Below are 25,733 nucleotides of genomic sequence, written 5' to 3'. Positions count from 1 at the left end.
GATTATTCCAATCCAATCATCATAAAAGCACCCCAGTAAATAGGTTCAGGATATTCATCACGCAATTCCTTTTTGGCATCGGTAAAGCTTTGGCGTATGTCTCCACTGTTCAGCCACTTTAAATAGAATTTCAAAAATAACTTTTGTGTTGCGTCATCGTCCACTTTAAACATGCTCATAATAAGCACCTTTGCACCAGCAACTAAGAAGGCGCGTTGCAAACCATATACACCTTCACCTGCTTGTAAATCTCCTAATCCGGTTTCACAGGCACTTAATACCACTAAATCTGTTTTGTCTAAATTCAAGTTCATGGCTTCATAAGCAGTAAGAATTCCACTCTCCATATTATAATTATAATCAGTCTTCTCCAGCAGGTCACCCGCACCACTTAAAAGTAAACCAGTTCTCATTAACGGATTTTGAGTAAGTAAGGCTTCATTCCCTTCCATCTCTTTCTCTAAGCTTATTTCCTCAGAGGGTTTGTATAAACCGTGTGTTGCAATGTGAAATATCTTTGGATTGTTTAAGTCTTTAATTGCTTGCTCTACGGCTTTTTCTTCTACAAATTGGTTAGTGATCCAGCCATTTTGCTTGAACAATAGTTGTAGCTGACTCACTTCTTTCTCTGTACCAGGTAATGGTAGGATATTGTCGTTGTCACTACTTGCCAGATAGAAAGTAGGATTGCCAAACATAGAGGCGACCTTTTCCGAGCTTTTATTCTTAGACTTTATTTTATTCAGATATATATCTTTTGTGTTACTCACTAAAATTATATTAGAGTTATCCAGCACGTAGCGGTTGTCGGGTGTTGGGATAGATTCAAGGTTGATCTGATTGAAAATACCATCAGCAGAGAGGTATACTGATGACACAAGTCCGATTTCTTTCTGAATTGGTTCCCAGAAGACGTTATACGAGTAAGTATCGTGGACTTTTCCAATTATGGCATTTCGGTAGTATTTGAAGAAGCGTGATTCCATTTTCGCACCATCAGGAAATAATACAGCTTTCGGAGACTTAAAATCTGGCTTAACATATAGTGCCGCATAAATTACTGAGTCTGTTAGTATATGATTGAAGTAGCGGTATCTAACCATTTCAATAGCTACATCTGTTGGTAAAATAGATTTACGTATTTCATCAAAAGTTATTCGTTTACTATCAATGCCTTGTCCGAATCCCTCCGAACGTTGACTTAATTCTTTTTCCAGTGTTTCAACTTCTCTTTCCAGCAAGCCTCGGTCAATTTCATTTTCAAGTAACTGTTGTTCACTCATACTCAAGGCAAGTGTCAACGTTTCTTTTTTCTGTACCCAAGCACTGTATTGATTTTTGAGCACTTCATCAGTACTATTGAGTATGCGTTCACGTATTTTAATGGAAGATGATAATAATAATGCTTTGGTTATGAGTTGGTAATTGTAAACTTTACCGGTAAGGTCTTTAAAATCCTCCAGTTGACTGAAAGCAAGTGTATTATAGAATTCAAAATCACCTTTAATTGTATTCCAATATTTTGCTTTTTCTCTTTCGCTTAATGCAGGGAAGTAGCTCTTAATAAAACCTTCATAATTATCCAGAGAGCCCTCGATATATTTCTTGGCTTTCTTGTAGTCTTTTTGCATGTAATAGACTTTTGCAAGTTTTGACTGTACTTTAACAAACTCTGGATGAGAAACACTAAAGAATTTTTCGTATAAACTTTTTGATTTTATATAGAACTCTTCAGCCTTTTTATAATTCTTTTGTTGGTAGTATACATCACCTGTTAGTGTGTAAATACTGGCCAGGTTAATGTTATTTTTCTTGCCGCCCTTGGCGCGCCATATACTTTCAGCGACAGTAAGTGAATTAAAGGCAATGTCAAAACGTTTCTCAGAAATGTATAGGGTAGCAACATTCTTAAGTATCTCAGCATATTGTGGATTCTCTTTTCCTAAACGTTGCGCCATCGCATCACGACTTTCAAGCATGAGCTTCTCAACTTCATTTTTGTTATCGCCTTTATGGAACTTAATGATAGCTAGCTGTGAAATGGATTTTGCGGTCTCAATATGGTCTCTGCCAAACTCTTTCTCTTGACTTATTAGCGCTTTTTTTATTTCGGTTTCTGCTTTGTCGTAATCACCTAGAGTATAGTATAAGTCACTTAACAGTCTTTGTGTAGGAGCAGTCTTTGTGGAGGTTTCTCCATAAAACTTAAGAGCAAGTGCATTGGCTTGTTTGCCAATTTTTTCTGTCTCTGTATAGTCCCCTTTTAGGAGCAATATTTTCCCTTTGTTAGTAAGTGGTTCAATTAAACGATAAGTTTCGGTTCCATATAATTTTTTATACTCTGCAATCAACTTATTTAAAATTACATCTGTTTGAGAATATTTTCCTAATTGAATGAATAAAGAAGATAGTTCTTCAGCCGTAGCCAATTCATTTCTAAAAGTGATATCCGATTTGCTGATCATTTTTACTGTCCGGTCCAGATTGTCCTGAGCCTCATCAAACATACCCTTGATCCCGTATAGTTTTGCTTGTGTTTCTAAGGCATGAACATATTGTTCTGTTCTGGTTTCATCTTTTCTATACTCTCTAAAAATAAGAAGCGATTTTTCAATATTCTTTTCTGCTTTTTCATATAGACCAAGCTTAAGTTGTAGCATAGCCATTTTATCAAGCTGAATAGCATATTCAATGTCATCATTACTAAATTTGCTAAATGCAACATCAGAAGCTTTATCTAAAATTTTGGTTGCAGCCTTGTATTGGTCATTAAACTCGTAAAGAGCAGCCAGATTATTAAGGATGTCAAGGTGATCTTTTTGCCAAGGACCAATCTCCTGAGCAACAACTTCATTATAGCTTCTTTGGTAAATCTGACCAGCTTCTTCTATTTTATTGGTAAAGTTTAAATAGTAAGCAGCTAGTTTTAATCTATTTAAGTGATATTCAGGTGCATTGGCACCATATAATTCTTTTTGGATATCACTGATCTGATTAAGGTACAGCTCCACGTCTCCATAATTTCTTTTGTACATGGAAAGATCACTCAGGAATTCCAGAACTTTTATTCTGGTTTTATAGTGTGCTGGTAATGCAGCATTTGATAAAAGCTTTATCGCGTCCTTATCCAGATTTCTTGTACGTTGATTACTGAGTTTAGAATCGAATTCAATGGCTTTAAAATTGATAAGATGAACGCTATTCTTTTTGAAATTTTTATCGAGCATTTTTTCGTATTCAACTTTAACGTTAGCGTAACGTGCATTGCTTTCATCTTTTTGCAATTGCTCAAGGTAGCTCTGGTAAACGTCTATTGCGAGTTGGTGAGTTGGTTTTGCTTTTCGCTTTAAACTGTTAAGTACATTATCATAGCCAAGGTCTCTTTCAGTTGCCGAGAAATTAATCAAGCCATTGTCAGACAATAATCGCGAATGCAAATAATTGTTATTAACCAAAGCTAGACTATACTCGCCCATGAAATTCAGTTTTTTAGAAATCCAGTTACGTGCTGAAACGAAGGCAGAGTCAGCCTTGGTTGTTTCGCCCATTTTCGCATAAGCCTGTGCTCTTAAGGTAATCAATTGTGCATAGTTTCCGAAGCGTATAGGGAGCTCATTTTCAGGAACGCGCTTTTTAACAATTTTATCACCTTCAGCAATTTGCTCACGGTCAATTGCTTTGGATAAGAAAAAGTTATCGACTTCACTCATAAGAGCTAATGCCTCACGACAAAATCCTTGTCCAGTAAGTGCTTCCGCCAATACCAAATTGACTTTGGCTTTAAGTGCATCGTCTTGTAATTGATTGTTTTGTAATTGTATCTGAACAACCTCAGTTATTTCTCGTGCTCTTTTATAGTGTCCATAATCAAGGTAGAGTTCGGCTATATCTATTCGTGAATACGCATGTGTAAGGGAACTCTCACCATTAATTGTACCGCTGGCTTTAAGCGCATTTTCAACTTGCGATGCAAAATCAATAAGCTGTCCATTTGCCAGACTCAACCTAGCCTGTCGTGAATAGTAAATTGGTGTGTACTTGTTTTGCTGGCCTAGTTTCGAATTGGCTTTTTTGAAAAACTTGTCATAAGCCTTAGCCGCTTTCTCGAATGAACCTTGGTTATAAAGAGCATCCGCTTTTGATAAGGCCTTATCGTGCTTTGTTTGTGCAAAAACGAGGCTGGTGCAGCATACCAGAACAAGAAAACAGGTAATGGAGAGGGTTGATTTCATCATGATGGGATTTTGATGGATTACCAAGCGAATGTACAAATTTTAAGACTGAATTGCTTCTTAATCGCAAGTGCAGTATTTGTCGGAATTGGCCTTTTCAAAACACTCTTTTCCTTCTTTAAATGCGAACCATGCCAATCCTAGGGTTCCTATTGCATCGATATAAGAAAAATCTGTAAAATGGTATACTGCGCTAGAGGTAAGTAGTATTAGGGACATATAAATGCAAATTCTAGTGCAATTAGCATCAGCAATAATGGCATCTGAATTTAGTTTTTTACCAACGTGTAGTTTACCATATAACAATGCAAGCATAATTAGAATGCTGACAATGGATATGACAATACCCCAAAACGTTGTCTGTGGCTTTTTGCCAATATATGTAACTAAAATGGCGCCAAGCACCAAGCCGGCTGTTAGCAGGTAAAATGAATAGCCTGTAATACGCAAAGCATTACGTTCAAAAGTATCACGTTTATGCATGGGATTACGATTTAGCCTGAATATCATATGGGCAATGCCTATTCCACTAATCATTTCGATGAAACTATCTAATCCAAAGCCAAAAAGCGCTATGGTTTCGTCTTCAAATCCTACAATTGTTGCGATAATTCCTTCTGCGAGGTTATAGGCAACAGTGAAAATTGCCAGTGCAAGTGCAAGCCTATATAATTGATCTTGTTGAGTAAGTCGTTCTGATTGTACCATAATCAAAGATAAGCTATGGGCCAGTGCAACAGGGAGTCAAAAGAATATTGTTTAATCTTATAAATAGGTGGAAATTGTACAGTGGTTATATAGGGTTTTGGTGATGAATAGGCACTTGGCTTTTATTAACAATTTTGGTTTTTAATTAGTCACGGCCAAACCTGTACCGTATTCCCCAACTACCTCTTAAAATCTCCTCATCGCCTATGATAGGAGTGAGCTCAATTTGAAATCCAAAATTTTTGACAGTAAAGGGATAAAAGTTTAATCCTATCGGAATTACCAAACCTGTAAAACCGTTAGACCTTACACCGACCCCACCATAGAATTCATATTCTTCTTTATTTAAAATATCATAAGTAATAACTCCTTCTATGGAAATATCTTCAAAGTAGTTATCAGTGCCAAATCTTATTTCCGGTCTTATTTTGTTTTTTATTTCATAACTGATCCCGGCAAAAGGTAAGTTTGATTGATGGTAACTAACACCAAACTGACCACAGGTTATCAATGGAGTAATTATTAAAGCAATTGTTAAGAGGCTTTTCATAATTATTATTTTTTAAAGAGTCAACAGGAAGATTTATTGCCTCATTTTTAAAATTAAAGTATTTTTTTGGATAAAAGGAAAATATTTAGTCTACTTCATATATCCTGCTATAGACTTCTTTTTTTAAAGGTTTATTATTAATCTTATTTACAATGTAACGATTAATTTCCTGGTATGTTTCAAATTGTTTTATCAGTAAACTGTCATCAGACTATTAGTGATAATCTTTTAAGAAATATCTAAAGTTTAAAATTTTAATGCCAACGAGTTATTTTGTTAACCTACACCTTTACGTGCGACCAGTTTTCACCAACTTTTATCCGATGAATCTGCATATCAGATACGCGATATTTTTTGGCTAATTTTTTAAGCGTTGGCGTTTCCTTTGATTTGAAAAGATCTGCTTTGATAAGCCGTACACGATCAGCGGTAAGCTTAGGTCCTTTCACCGGACTGATGTGTTTTAAGACATTTGGATCTTTGCGAGCATGATTTATTTGTTCTTCCTGTGTTGCCCAAATGAGATTAGTAGCTTTGTTGTTTTCCTTCTTGTGGTCTTTATGTAATACAAAAGTATGTTGCTTTGATTTTTGTTTACAAAAGTATTCACCTACTAATCGATGAATGTATAAATTGTGTTTACCCTCTGAAGAGGTAATGGTAACACTGGGGTAACCTTGCGTTGGTCGAGCTTTTAATATTTGTCCTTCTTCAAGTGTGGTTTTGAAACTCGCAATTCTACCTAAATCAGAAATGGAATAACGCTTCTGATTCTTCCCTTGTTTCAGTTTTAGTTCTTTCCATTGTTCGCCTTTCAGCTGTTTAAAGGCAGGTCTTTTTAATTTCGCCATATGAATATTTATTGAGAGTAAGGTGAATTTAAACAATAATTCAATCGTAATCTATAGCTTAACGTCTCGAGATATTAAAAGGTCTTGTTATGATACTATTAGTTCCTGCCTGCTCATTTTTGAATAGCCAACCGTTGCAATTAAGGGTATTCCTTCCTAACGACCAGTAGGTAATAGTTGTTCTCTACTGGCAGATAACCTTGTTCATAACAATAATAGTAGAGTGAGCCTTCTTTGGTTTTATAACTGCTGGTGTGGTATAGGAAGTCGAATCCTTTTTCGTTAAGTCTTTCACGGCTTACTTTAGATTTGCCAGTCTTATTTAATTCTTTGAGTATTCGTCTGTTTCTTCGTAGAATGTTGTTGACATTTCGCACATAATTATTTTCGTCACTATTCAACTTATTATTGAAGCTTGTGCGGCATTGATCGCTGCAAAATTTCTTATCTGCTCTACCAATGAGCTTTTTGTTACATTCTCTGCACCTTTTTTCAACGAGTGTCTGCATTTGAAAGTGTTTACAAATGAATATAAACGGTAGTAATCGTTTTTCATAATTCTGATAAAAAATTCTGTTTGCACTTTTGTACCGTTGGCAGCATTTAGAATCAAACAGAAAATTTAAACCTAATTAAACACTTATGAAAAGTCTAAGAAACACTGTAACACTTATCGGTAATCTTGGTAAGGATCCTGAAGTAAAAACTTTTGGAGAGAACAAAAAAGCATCTTTCTCATTAGCGACTAACGACAGTTATAGAAATGCTAAAGGTGAAAAGGTCGAGGATACACAATGGCACAATATAATCATTTGGGGAAGTCTGGCTGGCGTTGCTGAGAAATACCTTAAAAAGGGAAATGAGGTTTGTGTAGAAGGAAAACTTGTGCACCGTGATTATGAAACGCCAGAAGGTGAGAAGAGACATATAACAGAAATAGTCGTAAATGATTTGTTGATGTTGGGAGATAAGAAATGATATGTGTTAGGTGATGGATGATGCAGAGTAACAGATTAACGGTAAATTTACCCTTTTGCCTTTGGGTATGCACAGGCCACCGAAAGAGGGACGCATTGGTAAAATAGCTTTTAACCTTTTAAGCTGACAAAGAATAGTAACCAATAATAGGGTAGTTGTGCCGTTGCAACTACCCTTTTACGCAAAGAGTGTAGGTTTCTTTATTTTCGGTTTTTTACTTAGTGATAAGCCTATTACTTTTACCAAATGACGTTTTTATATCCAGGTTTTCTCTGGGCTTTGTTTGCCCTGGCAATTCCCCTGATTATTCATCTTTTTAATTTCAGAAGAACACAGAAAATCTACTTTTCGAGCACCCGCTTTATCCGCGAGGTTCAAGAGACCTCATCCGCTAAAAGAAGACTTAAACATTGGCTCGTTTTGGCGAGCAGATTGCTGTTCCTGTTTTTCCTTGTTGTTGTATTTGCCCAACCGATACTACCCGCCAAACAGCAGCTACAGGCAGGCGATCACATTGCTATATATATTGATAATTCGCTCAGTATGTCTTCTCCTACAGATGGTGCATCGCGGACTTTTGATGCAGCCTTAATTGCTGCACGAACCATTACTGATGTTTTTCCTGCAGATACTCGTTACCGTTTATTAACCAACGATTTTGAGCCTTTTGCAAATACATTGAAAACAAAGGCCGAAGTTCAAGAAGCCTTAGCCAAGTTTCGGTTAGGAAGCAAGATCAGAACAGCAGATGAAATAGTATCCAGGTTTAACAGGCTTGGAAATGAACGCGATATTTTCTGGTTATCAGATTTTCAACAGTCTACATTTGGCAAAACACTACAACCTGATAGTAGCAGAAGATTTCACCTTGTCCCATTTCAGATTACAGCAAAAAGTAATATTTACATTGATACAGCTTTTTTAGATAACCCTTTTGCAATAGGTGGAGAGCAAAACACACTTAGCCTACGTTTAGTTAATGATGGCGATGCAGACAGAACTCAACTCAATGTTCGGTTGGTTGTAGATGGTTTACAAGTTGGCACGACTACTACAGATATACCGGCAAATAGTGAAAAGGAAGTGAGTTTTGTTTTAAATAATAACCAGGCAGGAATTCATCAGGCAGTTATTTCTTTTGGCGACACACCCATTACTTTTGATAATGAATTCTACCTGTCACTCAATTTTGCTAACCGTATTAAAATTGTACAGATAACTGAGCAAAATTCTTCATCTGTTGTTAAGAAAATTTATGCGAATAACCAGTTATTCGATTTAATAAACCGTGTTGGCAGCAATATTGACTACTCGCAACTAGCACAAGCTGATTTAATTGTGCTTAATGAATTAGAAAGGTTAGACCAATCTCTACTAGCGGTATTAAGTGATTTTATGGAAGCCGGGGGTACTGTTTTATTAATACCTGCTGCTAATCCTGATGTTGCTTCTTATCAAAGTTTATTGCCTTCTATTATGGTTAGTAAACAGGAAAAATTGCTGGAGTTGACAAAACCGGATAGTAAGAATCCTTTCTTTAATAATGTGTTTCAAGAACAACCTTCGCAAATGGCTATGCCGTTGGTTAGAAATAGTATTACCTGGGGTGATGATAGGCAGGCAATATTAAAGCAACAAGATGATCTTCCCTATCTTTCACTTTTTCAGCAACAGGGCAGACTTTACGTTATGGGTGGGCCAATGCAGAGTACGCATGGCACATTTTTAAATCATGCGTTGGTTGTTCCGGTCATGTATCGCATTGCTGCTTTTAGCAGACGAAGTGATAAACAACTGTATCAGTTACTTTCACAGAATCTTCTAAGCCTAAGCGCAGACTCTTTAAACGATAATCAATTGATTACTTTAAAGGGAGAGACTGAAGTAACTCCGGCACAGCGTAATGTTAATAAACAAGTGTTGATTGATTTGGCGGGGTTGGATTTGGAGCCGGGGCACTATCAAGCCACCATACAAAATGATACGTTAAGTACCATTGCTTTTAACATGACCAAAAGTGAATCAATTATGAAATCACTTTCCAGAAATGAACTGACTGATTTCTTTGGCAGTAGTGCAGATGTATATGATCTCGACTCAAGTTCCTCAAGTGAAATTGCCGAAGTACTAAAAGAAAATTATCAAGGTGTTAGTTTATGGAAGTATGCACTTATACTATCCATACTGTCTGTGTTAATTGAAGTCATGCTACTTCGTTTTTGGAAATAGAATAGAAGGTAAACTAATCCATGCCAACCAAATACGCAGTATAGGTGATGTAGCCTAAAAATAATATCAATGCTTCCCATCGATCCAACTTTCTGGTGTTAATGGTAAACATGAATACCATTAACAGGATAGTTCCACCAATAAGCACTGCTATATCAAAATTCAGAACCGATGTATATTGCAGAGGACTCACTGTTCCTGTAATGCCCAGGATAAAGAAGATATTAAAAATATTAGATCCGATTACGTTACCAATAGCGATGTCTGTATTTTTTCTATAAGCTGCCACGCATGAGGTAACTAACTCAGGAAGTGAAGTACCAGCTGCTAAAATTGTGAGTCCGATTAATTTATTACTCATGCCAAAATCTTTTGCAATCAGAATGGCATTATCAACTACGAGTTTACCACCTCCTACCAGCATTACAAGTCCAGCGACTGACATAACAATCGCTAACCAATTTTTATATATTTTTACATTCGTTTGATCTAGATCAGTATTATTTTTCATTGTTCTAACAATATAGAACATGAACAATCCAAAGAAGCCCAATAATATTAGAGCATCAGTTCTGGAGAGCATATCGTTTTCACTGCCCCAAATCATGCTATCGTTAACCAAAACAAACAGAACAACAGCTGCCAAAATGGATAGAGGTACTTCGTACTTGATTGTGCTACGCTGCACTACTAAAGGATAGATTAAGCCGGCAATGCCTAGAATGAAAAACAAGTTAAAATTATTGCTCCCAATAGCATTACCGAAAGAAGCGTCAGCAGCGCCATTATAAGCAGAAAGTAAACTTACAATGAGTTCAGGAGCAGAGGTACCAAAAGCCACAACGGTGAGGCCAATGGCAAGGTTAGAAATGTTCATTTTTTTGGCTAACGAAGAAGCACCATTAACCAGAAAATCCGCGCCTTTAATTAAAACAGCAAAGCCAGTGAATAGTAATACTATAGTCCAAAACATTCCAACAGGGTTTCAAGTCTAAATATAAAATAATTTTTTAAGGCAAAGTTATTTGTTTTAAAACCATTTTTTCTTTTTGAAGAACAACAGCATTCCCGCGCCTATACACACCATCACTACCCAGGTTAGGGGATAACCCCATCGGGCGTGCAGTTCTGGCATATTGTCGAAGTTCATTCCATAAACACCCACGATAAAAGTAAGTGGAATAAAGATAGTGGAGATTACAGCCAACACTTTCATAACTTCTGTCATGCGGTTATTTTGTGTGTTCATGTGTATATCCATAAGGGCTGAGGTCAAATCTTTATAAGTATCTAACGAATCAATAAGATGCACAACATGATCATAGATATCAGCGTAAAAGCGAAGTGTTTCATCTTTAATAAAACTTGTTTCACCTTTTACAAGTTTGCTTACCGCATCCCTTAGTGGATAAACCGCCTTGCGTAAAAAGATAAGCTCTTTTTTTATTTTTTGTATTTGTTTAAAAGTTTGATGTGTAGATCCTTTATCTATTTCTTCTTCAATATCTTCTATCTGCTCCCCAATTTTTTCTAAGATGATATAATAATTATCAACTATTGTATCCAATAGTCTGTACAACAAATAATCCGCTTGTTGCTTGCGAACGCGCCCCTGATCAAGTCTAATGCGTTCTCTAAAATGATCAAATAAATCCCCCTCCTTTTCTTGAAAAGAGATAAGGTAATTAGTGCTTAATACAAAACTGATCTGTTCGTAATCTATTGTTCGCCCTTCAATGCGATAAAGCATTTTTAAAGTAAAGAAAAGGTAGTCGTCATACTCCTCTGCTTTTGGTCTCTGGTCGTTAGTAATATCATCAACAAGTAGGGTATGCAGGCAGAAATGAGCTTGCAACTTGTCAAGTATCTTCTTGTCTTGCAAGCCATCTACATTTACCCAATTAACCTTTTTACTATCGAGGTTTTCAATTATTTCATTTGCACCAAGGTTATTGAATCGGTCATATGTTTCTCTGTCATAACGGATCAATTCAAGGATAACCGGACCTTCTCCAAGGGGTAATTCAGTAGGGCTATGGTTGGAATTGGTCATTCTTGATTTTTCATTATTACTACCCGATGCGGGAATGGTATTTCAATTCCTTCGCTTTCAAATCTTTCTTTAATGGATTTCAATAGATCACACTTCATGGCAAAACCTGTTGATGGATCTTTGGCCCAGACTGATGCGCGGAGTTGAACAGATGAGTCGGCCAGTTGTATAACACGAACAGTAACTGAGGGAACATTGGCAGCTATATCATCTTCAGATCTATTGTCGATAAAATAAGGATGATTTTCTCCCTCGCTACGCATAATTTCCATCGCTTTATCTATAGGTGATGAGTAGGAGATACCTACCTCTACAAACATGCATACCTTTTCATCTGAAGTAGTGGAATTTATGATGACTTCACTACTGATAACTGTATTAGGGAATATGATGCGTTTATTTTCGAAGTCGCGGATAACAGTGTGGCGTAAGGTTATGTCTTCCACATCTCCAGTGTAGAGTTGTCCTACTTTTATTCTATCGCCAACACTAAAAGGTCTGAAGATTACCAGAAAAATACCACTTACAATATTTGAAAAGGCTGATTGAGATGCGAAGCCTACAATTGCAGCAATTATACCCGCACTTGCCAGCAACCCGTTGCCAAAAGCATCTAATTCTGGTATAGATTTAAAAATAATAATTGTAGCAATAAGATAAACCAGGAAATCGACTGCATTTTTAAGAAATTTGTACTTAGTGGGGTCGACCCTAAGTTTTGATGAGGCAATTCTTACAAAACGATTGATGCTAAACTTGATGATCAGCGACACGATGAAGGCGAAAACCAGTACGACCAGGGCTAGAACAAGTTGTTCCCAGCGGTTATCCAGGTCTATAAATTTCATCATGCGCTAAATTTAGGTTAAAAACTTAATCAAGTATAGAAATCTTCTTGTTTAGTGATAAAACTATTGCACAATTAGGTTTAATATTGCGGTCATGGCTCTATCACTTTCAAACATAAAGGCACCGATCGCTTCCGAAATGGATGAGTTTGAACGGAAGTTCAGGGCTTCTATGAAAACGAAGGTGTTGTTGCTTGACAAAATCATGAATTACATCGTGAAGCGCAAGGGTAAACAAATGCGCCCGATGTTTGTTTTCCTGACAGCTGGAGCCACAGGTACAATTACTGAGGCCACCTATCGTGGTGCATCACTTATTGAATTATTACACACTGCCACCCTTGTGCATGATGATGTTGTTGACAATGCCGATTACCGTAGGGGATTCTTTTCTGTAAATGCACTTTGGAAGAATAAGATTGCAGTATTAGTTGGCGACTTTCTGCTTTCCAGGGGTTTAATTCTATCCGTTGAACATAAGGATTTTAGTTTGCTGAGCATAGTAACGGATGCGGTACGGGAAATGAGTGAAGGTGAGTTGCTGCAAATGGAGAAGTCGCGACAGCTAAACATTACCGAAGAAGTTTACTTTCAGATTATACGACAAAAGACAGCTTCACTGATCGCTTCTTGCTGTTCTGTTGGCGCCAGGTCTTCCGGAGCCTCTGATGAAATGGTGGAAACCATGCGCTTGTTTGGTGAAAAAATTGGTATGGCTTTCCAAATTAAAGATGATCTTTTTGATTATGGGGAAGAAGAGGTAGGCAAGCCTTTGGGGATAGATATTAAGGAGAAGAAGATGACGTTGCCATTGATACATGCGCTTAGTAAAACTTCATGGTTAGAGCGCAGAAGAATTATGAGCATTGTACGCAATGAAAGCAGCAAGCCTAAGAAGGTTAAAGAGGTAATTGAATTTGTACGTAATTCTGGAGGTATTGAATATGCCCAGACTATCATGAATCGCTTTCATACCGATGCCATTGCTTTGGTAGAGGATTTGCCTGATTCAACGTACAAACGATCCTTGATTCAGTTGGTACAGTTTACAATTGAGAGAAACAATTAAGCGTAAAAGCGGAACAGGCCTAAAAAACAATAGCCAAGGGTTGTGCCCCTGGCTATGAGTATTATAGTATCATCAATTAGGTTAGCTTAAGCCATTTGCGCAGTAAGCTTTTGCGCCAATACCGATTTTGGTACAGCACCAACTTGCTTATCTACTACCTGACCATTTTTGAAAACCAATAGGGTAGGGATGCTACGTACGCCAAACTTGGCTGTCATGGTTGGGTTTTCATCTACATTAAGTTTTCCGACTATCGCTTTGCCTTCGTATTCACCGGCAAGTTCTTCTACCACAGGGCCGATCATTTTGCAAGGACCGCACCATTCTGCCCAGAAATCTACTAAAACAGGCTTATCAGAGTTTACAAACTGTTCGAAGTTTGAGTCGTTTATTTCAATTGCCTTTCCCATTGTTATATGTGTAATAGTTTTTAATAATCTACTAACCGAACGCGAAGGTAAGGGGAATAGTTCAAAACCGCTACAGGAAAGTAAGGCTTTAAGTCAAAAGCAGGCCAGTTCAGATTCAGGCTATTGGATATCAGTGGTTTGGGGAGAAAAATCGGTTAGGGATCAAATCTACGAGCTCCTTGGATTAGTTAATCTTAACTATAAACTTCTTTACTGTGATGATTTCAGTCCGACCATAGATTTTTATTTCTAATAAGTCTTTGTCTCCAGTGACCAGATAATTTGCTTTACTCTGCTTGGATAAGGCTAATAGAAAGTCATCTTTAGGATCTCGACAGATGCTTTCAATTTTTTTGATCTTTACTTTCTCTGAAACGATGTTTAGTAAGGAGATTAATTCCGTTACTTTTTCCTTATCAAAATATTTTTGAAGCTTAGGTCGATTTACAACGATTCTTAGTTCACTTATTAGCTGTTCCGTGCTTATGAGCTGTATTTTCTCAGTAACAATTAAGTCTTTAAGATTCTGAAGTTCTTTGCCAATTAAAAAACTGATCCAAAGGTTGGTATCAATAATTACTTTACTTGGCTTTTGCTTTGGCATATAGCTCAGATCTTACAATCTCTACTTCATTATCAATTGTATCTTGATCCAGATTATCTGTTTTGAATGCCTTCAGTAATGTCGTGAGTTTAGCATTAATAATGTCCCTCTCAAGTTCTTTTGAAAGACGTAATTTCTCTTTTTTTGGCAATTGTCTCACTAAGTCCAAAATCTGGTCAAACCCCAAGTCAATATATGTCCTTGTTTTCATAATTTAAATTTAACAAATTCCGATCATTTTTTTGTCTGCTTACCAATTTAAACCTACTCAAATTGCTTACGCTTTTTTATACAAAGCAAAATCGGTTTCATCAGCACAAATCCTTAATAAACCACCTCAACCTCAACCAGCTTCTTCATTTCCTTCACCATGTCGTTAACCGGATTGATACGGAACTTTCGTGATAGCAATTCAAGACTTATGTTTTCCTGCTCGTCTCTAATTTTTAAATAGAATGGTGTATTACCACTAAAGGTTGTACAGAGTGTTTCTATACCTTTGATTAGTTCTGCGTTAATTTCATGTGCATTCAGTTTGGCTTGAACACCCTTACAGCGTTTAATACCGATCTCATTTAGTAATTCGATTGCTCGAATTTTCATTTCTACATTTTGCTGACCCCAGCTGTTTTTAATCACGGAGCCTTCAACCAATACAAACCAACCCGTATTCATGAAGTTTTTAAACTTCAGATAATCTTCACTGAAAAGGGTGAAAGTATAATTACCACTGTAATCTTCTAAGGTAAACTTACCAAAAGGTCTGCCGGTTTTTGTAGTTCTGTGTTCAACTGCTGAAATAATACCACCTACTTTTACTTCTTTACCTAATAGTGGTTCAATATCGTTCAGTTGCTGGCACTTAAGGTTACTGAAGGATTCAAGTTCGAACCTGAAATTATCTAAGGGATGGCCTGAAATATAAATACCGACAACTTCTTTCTCCAGGTTTAACTTTTCTATTTCACTGAAGGGTTCTACATTATCAACCCTTGGTTTTGGCATTGCCACTGTGGCGGTACCACCAAACAAGCTTACCTGTGAACTGAGTTCTTCTTGCTGCGTTTTAGAAGCATAGCGCATTGCTTTTTCAATGAGACTACTGTCACCATCTTTAGAGAAAATATATTGTCTGCGGTGTATTCCTTCAAAGCAATCGAAAGCACCGGATTGTGCCAGGCATTCATAAGTTTTTTTAGTTACACTTTTTGAAGACAGGCGTTTAGTGATGTCAAAAATATCTTCGTAGGGTCCGTGTAACTCACGCTCTTCAATAATAGCGCGTACTGCAGAATCGCCTGCACCTTTAATAGCACCCAAACCAAAACGGATTTCTCCAGCTTTGTTTACTTCAAAGAATACGCCTGATTCGTTTACATGCGGCCCTAATACTTTTAAACCAGAACTCTTACAATCTTCAATGAAGAAAGTAACATTCTCCAAATTGTTTTGTGAGTGGGTGAGTACTGCTGCCATATATTCGGCCGGATAGTTAGCCTTTAAGTAAGCAGTGTGATATGCAACGAGTGAATAGCAGGTAGAGTGCGATTTGTTAAAGGCATATTGTGCAAAGGCTTCCCAGTCTTTCCAGATTTTTTCGCAGACCTCTTCAGGGTGATTATTTTTTCTGCAGCCTTCGATAAACTTGCTCTTCATTTTATCGAGCACGTCTTTCTGCTTTTTACCCATGGCTTTACGCAGTACGTCAGCATCGCCTTTGCTAAAGTCAGCCAGCTTCTGCGAAAGTAACATCACCTGCTCTTGATAAACGGTGATACCATAGGTTTCAGCCAGGTTTCCTTCCATTTCAGGCAAGTCGTACTTGATCGGCTCGCGACCATGCTTGCGGTTAATGAATTGGGGAATGTATTCCATTGGCCCCGGACGGTAAAGGGCGTTCATGGCAATTAAATCTTCAAATTTATCAGGCTTAAGTTGGCGCAAATACTTTTGCATACCCACACTTTCAAACTGGAAGGTACCGGTGGTATCGCCTCGTTGAAAAAGCTGATAAGTATTTACATCATCGAGTGGAATATCATCTACGACTATTTCGATGCCTTTGCTTTTTTTAATGTTTTTTATGGCACTGTTGATGACAGACAAAGTTGTCAGTCCCAGGAAGTCCATCTTTAACATGCCGGCACTTTCTACCACACTGTTATCAAACTGCGTAACCAGCATGTCAGAATCCTTGGCCGTTGATACAGGCACAAACTTGGTCAAATCATCAGGCGTGATGATAACACCGCAGGCATGTGTTCCAGTGTTGCGCACTGACCCTTCTACCCGTTTTGCCTGGTGCAATACTCTTGATCGCAGGTCATTACCATTGAGCACTTCTTTTAACTCAGGCACTTCAGCAAAAGCTTTCTCTAACGTAGTGCCTGGGCGTTCTGGTACAAGCTTGGCAAGGACGTTGGCTTCTGTCAGTGAAAGTTCCATTACACGGGCACAATCGCGAATAGATGACTTGGCAGCTTCTGTACCGTAAGTAATAATTTGCGCTACTTGATTTTTGCCGTACTTCTGGATTACATAATCCAAAACTTTCTGACGACCTTCATCGTCAAAGTCAATATCAATATCGGGTAGTGAAACACGATCTGGATTTAAAAAACGCTCGAAAAGCAAATCGTATTTGATGGGATCAACATTGGTAATACCGATAGAATAGGCAACGGCTGAACCAGCTGCCGAACCACGACCAGGCCCAACGGAAACACCTAACTCTTTTGCCTTGTTGGTAAAGTCCTGAACAATAAGGAAGTAACCTGGGTATCCGGTTTTCTTGATAGTCTCTAATTCAAAATCTAACCGGTCAGTAATGGCTTGCGTTAACTCGCCATATTTTTTTTGAGCACCCACATACGTGAGGTGGCGTAGGTATGCATCTTCCGAATCAAAATCTGCAGGAATATCAAACTTAGGGAGTAAAACATTGCGCTGTAGTTTATAACTTTCAACTTTATCGATGATCTCGCTCAGCGTTTCAATCGCTTCAGGCAGATCACTAAAGAGTTGCTTCATCTCATCCTGCGATTTGAAATAATATTCCTGATTAGGCAAACCGTATCGATTACCTCTTCCATAACCGATAGGAGTAGATTTCAATTCCTGTTCTTTAATACAAATCAGGATGTCCTGTGCATCTGCTTCTTCCTTGGTTAGATAATACACTTCATTAGAAGCAAAATATTTTACACCATGTCTTTTTGCAAAATCAAGAAGTACTTCGTTAACGTGGTCTTCTTGTTTTAAACCATGTCTGTTTAATTGTATGTAAAAGTCTTCTCCAAAAAGTTGTTTCCACCATACAAAAGTTTCTTCAGCTTGTTTGGTGCCAACATTAAGAATCAGGTAAGGGATTTCAGAAGTAAGTCCTCCTGTTGTAGCAATCAACCCTTCACGATATTCTGCAATCAGTTCTTTATCAATGCGTGCGTGAATGCCATAAAGACCTTCAATAAAACCCAGTGAACTTAGCTTCGCCAGATTGTGGTAGCCATCTTTGTTCTTGGCTAATAAAATCTGATTAAAGCGCTTGTCAGGATTATCTTTAGTGAACTTTAATTTTTTTCTTTCTTCTGCTACAAAAAACTCACAACCTACTATTGGTTTTATACCGTGATCAAGTGCTTCGCGCACAAACTTGAATGCACCATACATATTTCCCAAATCAGTAAGTGCCACAGCTGGCATACCTTCTTCTTTGGCTTTGTTGATGATGCGCTTAATATCAGCAGTAGCCTGCAGAACAGAATATTGTGAATGGAGGTGTAGGTGTACAAAGGGCTTATCCTTTAGACGCTCTGCATGATCTTCGTTAGATTTTGAACCGCTTTGTTTTTGCTCTTTTTTAGCAAAGTTGGCGGCCTCTAAATTTGGCTCTTCGTAAGTAATGTTTTCTGACGATGCACCATCAAAAGGTTTTACCGCTTTTACTTTTATCAATCCAAAAAAGCAGCGACCAGTTGCGGCTACATCATAAGCTGCATCGTGAGCATCACCAAAATCTTTTCCAAATAATTTTTGGTGGAGCTCCACCAGCTTGGGCATTTTAAAGCGCCCACCCGGGCCACCGGGTAATTTGCAAAAGTCTATGCCGGCTTCCGCAGTGTCTGTTCTGGATAGAGAAAGAAATTTATCAGCACTGTTTTCGGTACGCAAAAGTTCCGCTCCAATAATACTGATATCGAATTCAATGTTGTGACCTACCAGTACTGCTGTTTTGTTTAAGTCTTGAAGAAAGAGCGTGAGCACTTCATGTAAGTCTTCACCTTCCTCTAATGCACGCTTTGTGGAAATGCCATGAATCTGCTCTGCATTGAAAGGGATATCAAAACCAACCGGTTTTACAATCAGGTTGTTGCGCGAAATCAACTTACCGGTATGATCATGTAGCTGCCAGGCTAATTGTACTAGTCTCGGCCAGTTGTCAAAATCAGTAATAGGGGCAGTCTTATTGCGCGGAAGCCCGGTGGTTTCCGTATCAAAAATCAAATACATAGAACAGTGGTGGTTGTGGTGTAAAAATACGCAAGCCTTTAAACTTAAAGCCTACGAAAAGCTCTGATTTGCATCTGTATTAGGAATATTTTCTTTCCCAGAAGTGGAAAAAATGGATGGTATAGTTCAGATTTTGGAATTGTAGAATTTCCTCTACAATTTAAAGATCAGATAATCAATAAGTTATATTTTGGTCTCCATCTTGGTATATGTACCGAAATTAAAATCATGAAATCCCTCCTAAAGTTTATCCGTAAAGAATGGTTCTTGTTTATCACGGTCACGATTCTGCTCTTAATTATCTGGCTGTTTGAATTCTGCGGCTTCTGCTAAAACTGGTTTTATGATACTGGCATTAACGATCATCTTATTCAAATGGCTTAGCAGTCGGAGAAGGCTTAGTACAAGTACCCATCCTTAACAATACCCTTCAATCGGTTGAAATACCTTATTTAGAATCCTTTTAAAGTATCTTGTCTTTTGTTTGCTAAACCACTGAGAACTATTTTTGGCTCCGTACCTAAATAATTCTCCTGATTATTCTATGAATTGGTTTACAACACTCTTCACCAGCACCCTTGGTCGCAAGTTGCTGATGGCTCTTACGGGCCTTTTCCTCATCCTTTTTTTATTGGTTCACCTCATTGGCAACCTTCAGTTATTGAACGATGATGGCGGGAAGTCTTTTAATTTGTACGCGGAGTTTATGAGTAAGAACCCACTTATTCAAATTGTATCTAAGGGTAACTTCTTTTTCATCTTACTTCATATTACAGTCTCTCTTTTTCTGAGTATCAAAAACAGAAATTCAAGAGGATCAGAACGTTATGCAGTAACCAGTGGTAACAATTCTCCCTGGGCATCGCGCAACATGGGGGTTTTAGGAACCTTGGTATTGGTTTTTCTGGTTATTCACTTGAAGGATTTTTGGGCCGCTATGCATTTTACTGAAATGCCTAAAGCTATTTACGATGGCGTTGAATACCGCGACATCTATTCTGTTGTAGCATTGTGGTTTGCGAAAGGTTGGTATGTTGGCCTTTATGTTTTCTGTATGCTTGCCGTAGGTTTTCACTTATGGCATGGTTTCGCAAGTGCTTTCCAAACGCTCGGACTCAACCATCAGAAGTACAATCCCATTATTGTTTTTGTTGGTAGAACTTTCGCTGTAGTGGTTCCCGCACTTTTTGCCTGGATTCCGCTAAACATGTTCTTCTTTTAGTGGTTTTATTAAGCATCTACCTCTGATTAAAATATATGAAGTTAGACTCAAAAATTCCTGAAGGCCCATTGGCCGAAAAATGGACAAAGCATAAGTTTAATGTGAAGTTGGTTAACCCAGCCAATAAGCGTAAGTATGACGTAATAGTAGTCGGTACTGGTTTAGCAGGTGCTTCAGCAGCTGCTTCTCTTGGTGAACTGGGCTATAACGTAAAAGCTTTTTGTTTTCAGGACAGCCCGCGAAGAGCGCACAGTATTGCCGCGCAGGGTGGTATTAATGCAGCAAAGAATTACCAGAATGACGGTGACAGCGTTTACCGTTTATTCTACGATACTATAAAAGGTGGAGATTACCGTGCCCGTGAAGGCAATGTGTATCGCTTGGCCGAAGTAAGCGTAAGCATTATTGATCAGTGTGTTGCGCAAGGTGTTCCTTTCGCGCGCGAATATGGTGGCTTGCTTGCTAACCGTTCTTTTGGTGGTGCGCAGGTTTCAAGAACATTCTACGCACGCGGCCAGACCGGACAACAATTACTACTTGGTGCTTACAGTGCCCTTAACCGCCAGATTGCAAACGGAAAAGTAAAAATGTACAACCGTACAGAAATGCTTGATGTTGTTTTGGTAGACGGTAAAGCCAGAGGTATTGTTACCAGAGATTTGGTAACAGGTAAAATAGAAACACATAGTGCACATGCTGTACTGCTTTGTACTGGTGGATACGGTAATGTTTTCTACTTGTCTACAAATGCGAAGGGATCTAATGTAACCGCATCATGGAGAGCGCACAAAAAAGGTGCATTGTTTGGCAATCCATGCTTTACACAAATTCACCCTACTTGTATTCCGGTTTCAGGCGATCACCAGTCTAAGCTTACGCTGATGAGTGAGTCGCTTCGTAATGATGGACGTGTGTGGGTACCTAAAGTAGCCAAGCCTGGTTTGAAAGCCACGGAAGCTATGTCCATTCCTGAATCTGAAAGAGATTACTTCTTAGAAAGAAAGTATCCATCATTTGGTAACCTTGTGCCACGCGATGTAGCATCCAGAAATGCAAAGACTGTTTGCGATGAAGGACGCGGTGTGGGCGCTACTAGTTTAGCCGTATTCCTGGATTTCTCTGATGCAATTAAACGCGATGGAGAAGCTGCTATCCGTGCCAAGTATGGTAACTTGTTTGATATGTATGCACAGATTACAGGTGATAATCCGTACAAAGGGCCGATGATGATTTATCCTGCCGTTCACTACACAATGGGTGGCTTGTGGGTAGATTATAATTTAATGACGACAATTCCTGGTCTGTATGCCTTAGGTGAAGCAAACTTCTCTGACCACGGTGCAAACCGCTTAGGTGCTAGTGCGCTCATGCAAGGTCTTGCTGATGGTTATTTTGTTATTCCATATACGCTTGGTGATTATTTGTCAGGTTTGCCTTATGAAAAAGTAAATACTGATCGCCCTGAGTTTAAAGAAGCTGTTGATACGGTGAACAGTCGCATTAATAAACTACTTTCTATCAAGGGCAAGAAAACAGTAGATCAATTCCACCGTGAGTTAGGTCTTACTATGTGGGAATATTGCGGTATGTCGCGTAATGCCGAAGGTTTGAAAACAGCCAAGACTAAGATACAGGCCTTGAAAAAAGAGTTCTGGTCTGATGTAGCAGTGCTAGGCGGAGCAACAGAATTAAATCAAGAATTAGAAAAAGCACTGCGTGTTGCAGACTTGATTGAACTTGGTGAATTGATGGTAGACGATGCCTATAACCGTGAAGAATCTTGCGGGGGCCACTTCCGTGAAGAATCAGCTACTCCTGATGGTGAAGCTAAGCGTAAAGATGATGAGTACGCTTATGTGTCTGCATGGGAGTTTAAGGGTGAAGACCAACCTGAGCAATTGCACAAAGAAGAATTGATTTTTGAAAATGTTAAGTTGACACAGCGTAGCTATAAATAATTATGAAGATTACGTTAAAGATTTGGAGACAAAAAGACAGCAACAGCAAAGGTGCTTTTAAAACCTATGTGGCTGAACACGTTTCGCCTGACATGTCCTTTTTAGAGATGTTGGATGTACTAAACAACGACCTGATCAGAAAAGGGGAGGAGTCAATTGCATTCGATCATGATTGCCGTGAAGGTATTTGTGGTATGTGTAGTTTATACATCAACGGTCACCCACACGGTCCGTTGCAAACTACTACCTGTCAGTTGCACATGCGTAGCTTTAAGGATGGTGAGACCATCACTATTGAACCATGGAGAGCAAAAGCATTTCCTGTAGTAAAAGATTTAGTAGTTGATCGCAGTGCATTTGATCGTATTCAGCAATCAGGTGGTTATGTTTCTGTTAACACTGGTGGTGTACCAGATGCAAATGAAATTCCGATTCCTAAAAAGATTGCTGATGAAGCATTTGATGCAGCAACCTGTATTGGTTGTGGCGCTTGTGTAGCGGCTTGTAAAAATGCATCAGCGATGTTGTTTGTCAGTGCTAAGGTTTCTCAATTCGCACTTTTACCGCAGGGTAAACCTGAGCGCAAAGAGCGTGTAGAGAAAATGGTTGCCCAGATGGATGCAGAAGGCTTTGGTGCTTGTACCAACACAGGTGCTTGCGAAGCCGAATGTCCTAAGGGCATTAGCATTACTAATATTGCACGCATGAACCGCGAGTACTTCTCAGCTATTACAACTTCTTATGAAGTGGCTGTGAAGGGTGGAGATTAAACTTTCTTGTTTTTTATGATTTATTGAGGGAGTGTAAACTCCCTTTTTTTATGGCTTTACTATAGCGTAAAAGATTAATTGAATAAGCTATTAACGATAGGTATTTCATTTAAGAAATAGTCCGTCTTGATTAGTTCATCAAAAGTTCCTTGAATTGATATTTCTCCTTTTTCAAGTATGTAAATCTGATCAGCTATCTGCGCAATTTTAATCCGATGTGTTACCAGAAGTATAGCTAAGTTGCATTTCAGCGATAATATTAATTGAAGTATGTTATTTTCAGTTTTCCGATCCATTGCCGATGTAGCTTCATCGAGAATTAACAATTTTGGTTTTCTAAATAAAGCTCTTGCTAACGCCAAAATCTGACTTTGGCCCCCTGAAATGTTCACACCCTCTTCTCCAAGAATTGTTTGATAGCCCTGAGGAAACAAATTGAAATATACATCAAGCTTAGTTTCATGACAAACCAATAATGCCGACTTATGGTCATCTGGATTATCACTTAATGTGATGTTATACAACAAATCACCATTAAAAATTTTTATATTTTGAGGTACCACACCAATAAGACTACGCCAGTAATTAAAAGACACTTCTTGAAAAAGTTGGTTGTTAAAAAGAATTGTTCCTGATTCTGGTTTATAGAATTTTTGAATAATTTGTAGCAAGGTACTTTTACCACTTCCACTCTCACCCATTAAAACAGTTATCTTACCTGTATTTATTTGCAATGAAATATTCTTTAATAACTGGTCTCGCCCGGCAAATCTATATGACAAATTGGTAATTGTAAGGTTAGCTTCTTTTTCTGCGCTGTCAAACTTGGAGATATGAGAAGAATACTCTGGTTTTATTGATGCGAATTCATACATTCTGTCGAACGCTATTAATGCCTCTTGAATTTGAGTGTTAGCAATAACAAGCCGATTGATGGCAGGAATAATACTACTTGAAATTGAAAGTATTGCCATCATTTCCCCAATTTTGATGATTTCTGAGAAAGCCATGTGTGCTGACCATAATAAAACTAAAAATGTGATACCAACACTTATAAACTCAGAGAATAGGCCAAATCTCAGGTTTAGCTTCCCAAGACTCAAAACTTTTTCTTGATATAGTGTATAAATCCTTTGACTTTTTACCTCAAAGAAGTGTTCTCTGTTATTTGATTTAATGGAGGATATTCCTAGAATAGTATCTACATAATTACTTTCTGTTTCAGCATATTGGTGCATGACAGATTTTTGTGAGGAAACAATTCTTTTATTGAAAGATATAACTAGGACTACGTAGAAAGGCAGACTTCCTAAAAGTAGAAGCCCAATATTTATAGAGTAAAAGAAAACTGACAGAAAAAGAATAATGACGATTAAAAGGTCAATAATTACGTTTCCAGTAATTGAACTAATTGTCGATTGAATACGCCTTGTGTCATTTAGTCTCGCTATCAATTCCCCTATTTTTCTTGTATCGAAGAAAGATTTTGGGAGCCTTAAAAGTTTACTAAAGAAGGTATTAACAATTCGATTATTAAAGTTTATGCTTTGTTGGAGTAAAAGTTTTCCTCTGAAATATGCAAGGAGGTTGCGGAAAAATAAAAGGAGTGCGACAATAACTATACCTAGTACCAGATTTTCTTTATTTTTTGACGGTAGAATATTGTCTATTAACCTTTGTGAAAAAATGACCATTGTTAGACTGAGCGTAGAAAGAATTAACCCAATAGACAAAGAAACAAGCAACATCCTTATATCTTCTCTTAAAAGAGTGTAGATCCATTCTTTTTTAACTTGATGCTTAGTGATAGATTTTTCGAAAGAAACAGTTGGTGTAAGTTTTAACAAGGCCTTACTTTTCCACACCGTGTTTAGATCATTTTTTGAGTAGTAAACAATACCAATTGCGGGATCACCAATAATTGCTCTTCCTTTTTTGTCAAAACCATAGAAGACAAAATAGTGATGAAGATTATTGTTGATCAGTACATGTAGGATAACAGGTTTGTCAATTTCATTAAGTTTTTCTACACTTTCAGCTTCATATCCTTCTGCCTTAAAGCCTAGTTGAGTTGCTGCCTGGTAAAGACCGAGTAGGGTAGTACCTTGTTTAGAGGTTCCACTTAATTCGCGTAACCTTTCCAAAGATTGATTTCCATGGTAATAACTTATAACTGATGCAAGACAAGCTATTCCACAATCGGCTTTACCTTGTTGACGCTTGAATGTCTTACGGTGGAGATTATTCAAATGATTTGAGAAGATCATTACGTGATAGGATGCCTTTTTTAACCATTTTAATTTTAAGACCTTCTTCAAAGAGAACGCTTTGTGGGACTGCCAGACTCCCAAATACCCCATAAACATCCTGAAGTGATACTCTTGCAAATGAAATTTTATCTTCATCACTAATCCCTTGCGATTTTAATTCTTCAGTAAATGAGATTATTGTTCCAAGTGAATCGGCACTAATAAACAATATTGGGATACTATTTTCGCGACTAAAAGAGATAATATCGCTTATTTCTGCCATACAGAGTGTGCAGTCATAGCTGTAGAAATTCAAAATAAGCTTTGTTGGAAAATTACTTTTATTGAATATTATGGTGTCTCCAATTAACGTAGTCAGCGTAAATTCGGGTATTATTGTTTTCAGCTGCTTAACTTTATTTTGTTTTAAGGAGATTAACAAAGATAATATTGCGATTACCGAGATGACTAAGATCAATATTAGCTTCCTCAT

At 37.9% G+C, this 25,733-nt stretch carries 20 protein-coding genes; 6 read left to right on the top strand and 14 right to left on the bottom strand.

The window, feature by feature from the left end; all coding sequences use genetic code 11:
• Window positions 1-2 precede the first annotated feature (2 nt).
• The 5 genes from SanaruYs_RS08140 to SanaruYs_RS08120 form a co-directional block, all read right to left on the bottom strand.
• Window positions 3-4,235, bottom strand: coding sequence for a CHAT domain-containing protein (locus SanaruYs_RS08140; RefSeq protein WP_127122061.1), 4,233 nt, complete (start codon window positions 4,233-4,235; stop codon window positions 3-5).
• A 57-nt stretch (window positions 4,236-4,292) separates the two neighbouring features.
• On the bottom strand, window positions 4,293-4,940 hold the full coding sequence (locus SanaruYs_RS08135; protein ID WP_127122060.1) for a cation efflux transmembrane domain-containing protein: 648 nt from the start codon (window positions 4,938-4,940) through the stop codon (window positions 4,293-4,295).
• Window positions 4,941-5,085: 145 nt separating this feature from the next.
• Complete coding sequence (locus tag SanaruYs_RS08130; RefSeq protein WP_127122059.1) at window positions 5,086-5,490, bottom strand: hypothetical protein; 405 nt, start codon at window positions 5,488-5,490, stop codon at window positions 5,086-5,088.
• Window positions 5,491-5,771: 281 nt separating this feature from the next.
• Window positions 5,772-6,341, bottom strand: a complete 570-nt coding sequence (locus SanaruYs_RS08125; protein ID WP_127122058.1) for an NUMOD4 domain-containing protein — start codon at window positions 6,339-6,341, stop codon at window positions 5,772-5,774.
• Window positions 6,342-6,481: 140 nt separating this feature from the next.
• Window positions 6,482-6,850 (bottom strand): hypothetical protein, encoded by a 369-nt coding sequence (locus SanaruYs_RS08120; RefSeq protein ID WP_127122057.1) that lies wholly within the window; start codon window positions 6,848-6,850, stop codon window positions 6,482-6,484.
• A 133-nt stretch (window positions 6,851-6,983) separates the two neighbouring features.
• On the opposite strand from SanaruYs_RS08120, the gene SanaruYs_RS08115 reads away from it, so the two are divergent.
• Both SanaruYs_RS08115 and SanaruYs_RS08110 read left to right on the top strand, forming a co-directional pair.
• Window positions 6,984-7,319 (top strand): single-stranded DNA-binding protein, encoded by a 336-nt coding sequence (locus SanaruYs_RS08115; RefSeq protein WP_127122056.1) that lies wholly within the window; start codon window positions 6,984-6,986, stop codon window positions 7,317-7,319.
• Between the two features lie 246 nt (window positions 7,320-7,565).
• The gene (locus tag SanaruYs_RS08110) at window positions 7,566-9,548 is read left to right on the top strand and encodes a BatA domain-containing protein (RefSeq protein WP_127122055.1); all 1,983 of its coding nucleotides are present in this window, start codon (window positions 7,566-7,568) and stop codon (window positions 9,546-9,548) included.
• Window positions 9,549-9,561: 13 nt separating this feature from the next.
• On the opposite strand, the gene SanaruYs_RS08105 is transcribed toward SanaruYs_RS08110, so the two are convergent.
• The 3 genes from SanaruYs_RS08105 to SanaruYs_RS08095 are packed head-to-tail and all read right to left on the bottom strand — an operon-like array spanning window position 9,562 to window position 12,452.
• A complete protein-coding gene (locus tag SanaruYs_RS08105) occupies window positions 9,562-10,521 on the bottom strand; it encodes a calcium/sodium antiporter (RefSeq protein WP_127122054.1) in 960 nt (319 codons plus the stop codon).
• Between the two features lie 57 nt (window positions 10,522-10,578).
• Window positions 10,579-11,601 (bottom strand): magnesium/cobalt transporter CorA, encoded by a 1,023-nt coding sequence (gene corA, locus SanaruYs_RS08100; RefSeq protein ID WP_127122053.1) that lies wholly within the window; start codon window positions 11,599-11,601, stop codon window positions 10,579-10,581.
• Window positions 11,598-12,452 (bottom strand): mechanosensitive ion channel family protein, encoded by an 855-nt coding sequence (locus SanaruYs_RS08095; RefSeq protein ID WP_246011875.1) that lies wholly within the window; start codon window positions 12,450-12,452, stop codon window positions 11,598-11,600. Before SanaruYs_RS08095 ends, corA begins: the two co-directional genes overlap by 4 nt.
• Before the next feature lie 91 nt (window positions 12,453-12,543).
• Between SanaruYs_RS08095 and SanaruYs_RS08090 the strand changes: the two genes are divergently transcribed.
• Window positions 12,544-13,518, top strand: a complete 975-nt coding sequence (locus SanaruYs_RS08090; protein WP_127122052.1) for a polyprenyl synthetase family protein — start codon at window positions 12,544-12,546, stop codon at window positions 13,516-13,518.
• An 86-nt stretch (window positions 13,519-13,604) separates the two neighbouring features.
• Here SanaruYs_RS08090 and trxA read toward each other — a convergent pair whose 3' ends face one another.
• The 4 genes from trxA to dnaE all read right to left on the bottom strand — a co-directional run bounded on the left by trxA (window position 13,605) and on the right by dnaE (window position 19,041).
• Complete coding sequence (trxA, locus tag SanaruYs_RS08085) at window positions 13,605-13,928, bottom strand: thioredoxin (RefSeq protein ID WP_127122051.1); 324 nt, start codon at window positions 13,926-13,928, stop codon at window positions 13,605-13,607.
• 184 nt (window positions 13,929-14,112) lie between these two features.
• A complete protein-coding gene (locus SanaruYs_RS08080) occupies window positions 14,113-14,532 on the bottom strand; it encodes a putative toxin-antitoxin system toxin component, PIN family (protein WP_127122050.1) in 420 nt (139 codons plus the stop codon).
• Window positions 14,510-14,743 (bottom strand): type II toxin-antitoxin system VapB15 family antitoxin, encoded by a 234-nt coding sequence (vap15, locus tag SanaruYs_RS08075; protein WP_127122049.1) that lies wholly within the window; start codon window positions 14,741-14,743, stop codon window positions 14,510-14,512. Before vap15 ends, SanaruYs_RS08080 begins: the two co-directional genes overlap by 23 nt.
• Before the next feature lie 113 nt (window positions 14,744-14,856).
• Complete coding sequence (dnaE, locus tag SanaruYs_RS08070; RefSeq protein ID WP_127122048.1) at window positions 14,857-19,041, bottom strand: DNA polymerase III subunit alpha; 4,185 nt, start codon at window positions 19,039-19,041, stop codon at window positions 14,857-14,859.
• A 544-nt stretch (window positions 19,042-19,585) separates the two neighbouring features.
• On the opposite strand from dnaE, the gene SanaruYs_RS08065 reads away from it, so the two are divergent.
• The 3 genes from SanaruYs_RS08065 to SanaruYs_RS08055 are packed head-to-tail and all read left to right on the top strand — an operon-like array spanning window position 19,586 to window position 22,991.
• Window positions 19,586-20,263, top strand: a complete 678-nt coding sequence (locus SanaruYs_RS08065; protein WP_127122047.1) for a succinate dehydrogenase cytochrome b subunit — start codon at window positions 19,586-19,588, stop codon at window positions 20,261-20,263.
• 35 nt (window positions 20,264-20,298) lie between these two features.
• Entirely contained in the window at window positions 20,299-22,221 is a 1,923-nt protein-coding gene (locus SanaruYs_RS08060) for a fumarate reductase/succinate dehydrogenase flavoprotein subunit (protein ID WP_127122046.1), read from the top strand.
• Between the two features lie 2 nt (window positions 22,222-22,223).
• Window positions 22,224-22,991 carry a succinate dehydrogenase/fumarate reductase iron-sulfur subunit gene (locus tag SanaruYs_RS08055; RefSeq protein WP_127122045.1) on the top strand — a complete coding sequence of 256 codons (768 nt, stop codon included), beginning with the start codon at window positions 22,224-22,226 and terminating at the stop codon, window positions 22,989-22,991.
• Window positions 22,992-23,065: 74 nt separating this feature from the next.
• Here the strand turns inward: SanaruYs_RS08055 and SanaruYs_RS08050 are convergent, their stop codons facing one another.
• Together SanaruYs_RS08050 and SanaruYs_RS08045 are read right to left on the bottom strand one after the other, a co-directional pair.
• A complete protein-coding gene (locus SanaruYs_RS08050) occupies window positions 23,066-25,240 on the bottom strand; it encodes a peptidase domain-containing ABC transporter (protein WP_160118614.1) in 2,175 nt (724 codons plus the stop codon).
• Window positions 25,233-25,733 carry a TlpA family protein disulfide reductase gene (locus SanaruYs_RS08045; RefSeq protein WP_127122043.1) on the bottom strand — a complete coding sequence of 167 codons (501 nt, stop codon included), beginning with the start codon at window positions 25,731-25,733 and terminating at the stop codon, window positions 25,233-25,235. The genes SanaruYs_RS08050 and SanaruYs_RS08045 overlap by 8 nt, the downstream gene beginning before the upstream one ends.

This window comes from Chryseotalea sanaruensis (assembly GCF_003990915.1).
Lineage (GTDB): Bacteria > Bacteroidota > Bacteroidia > Cytophagales > Cyclobacteriaceae > Chryseotalea > Chryseotalea sanaruensis.
Note: the sequence above shows the minus strand (reverse complement) of the source record. Positions and strands in the feature narration are given on the sequence as shown.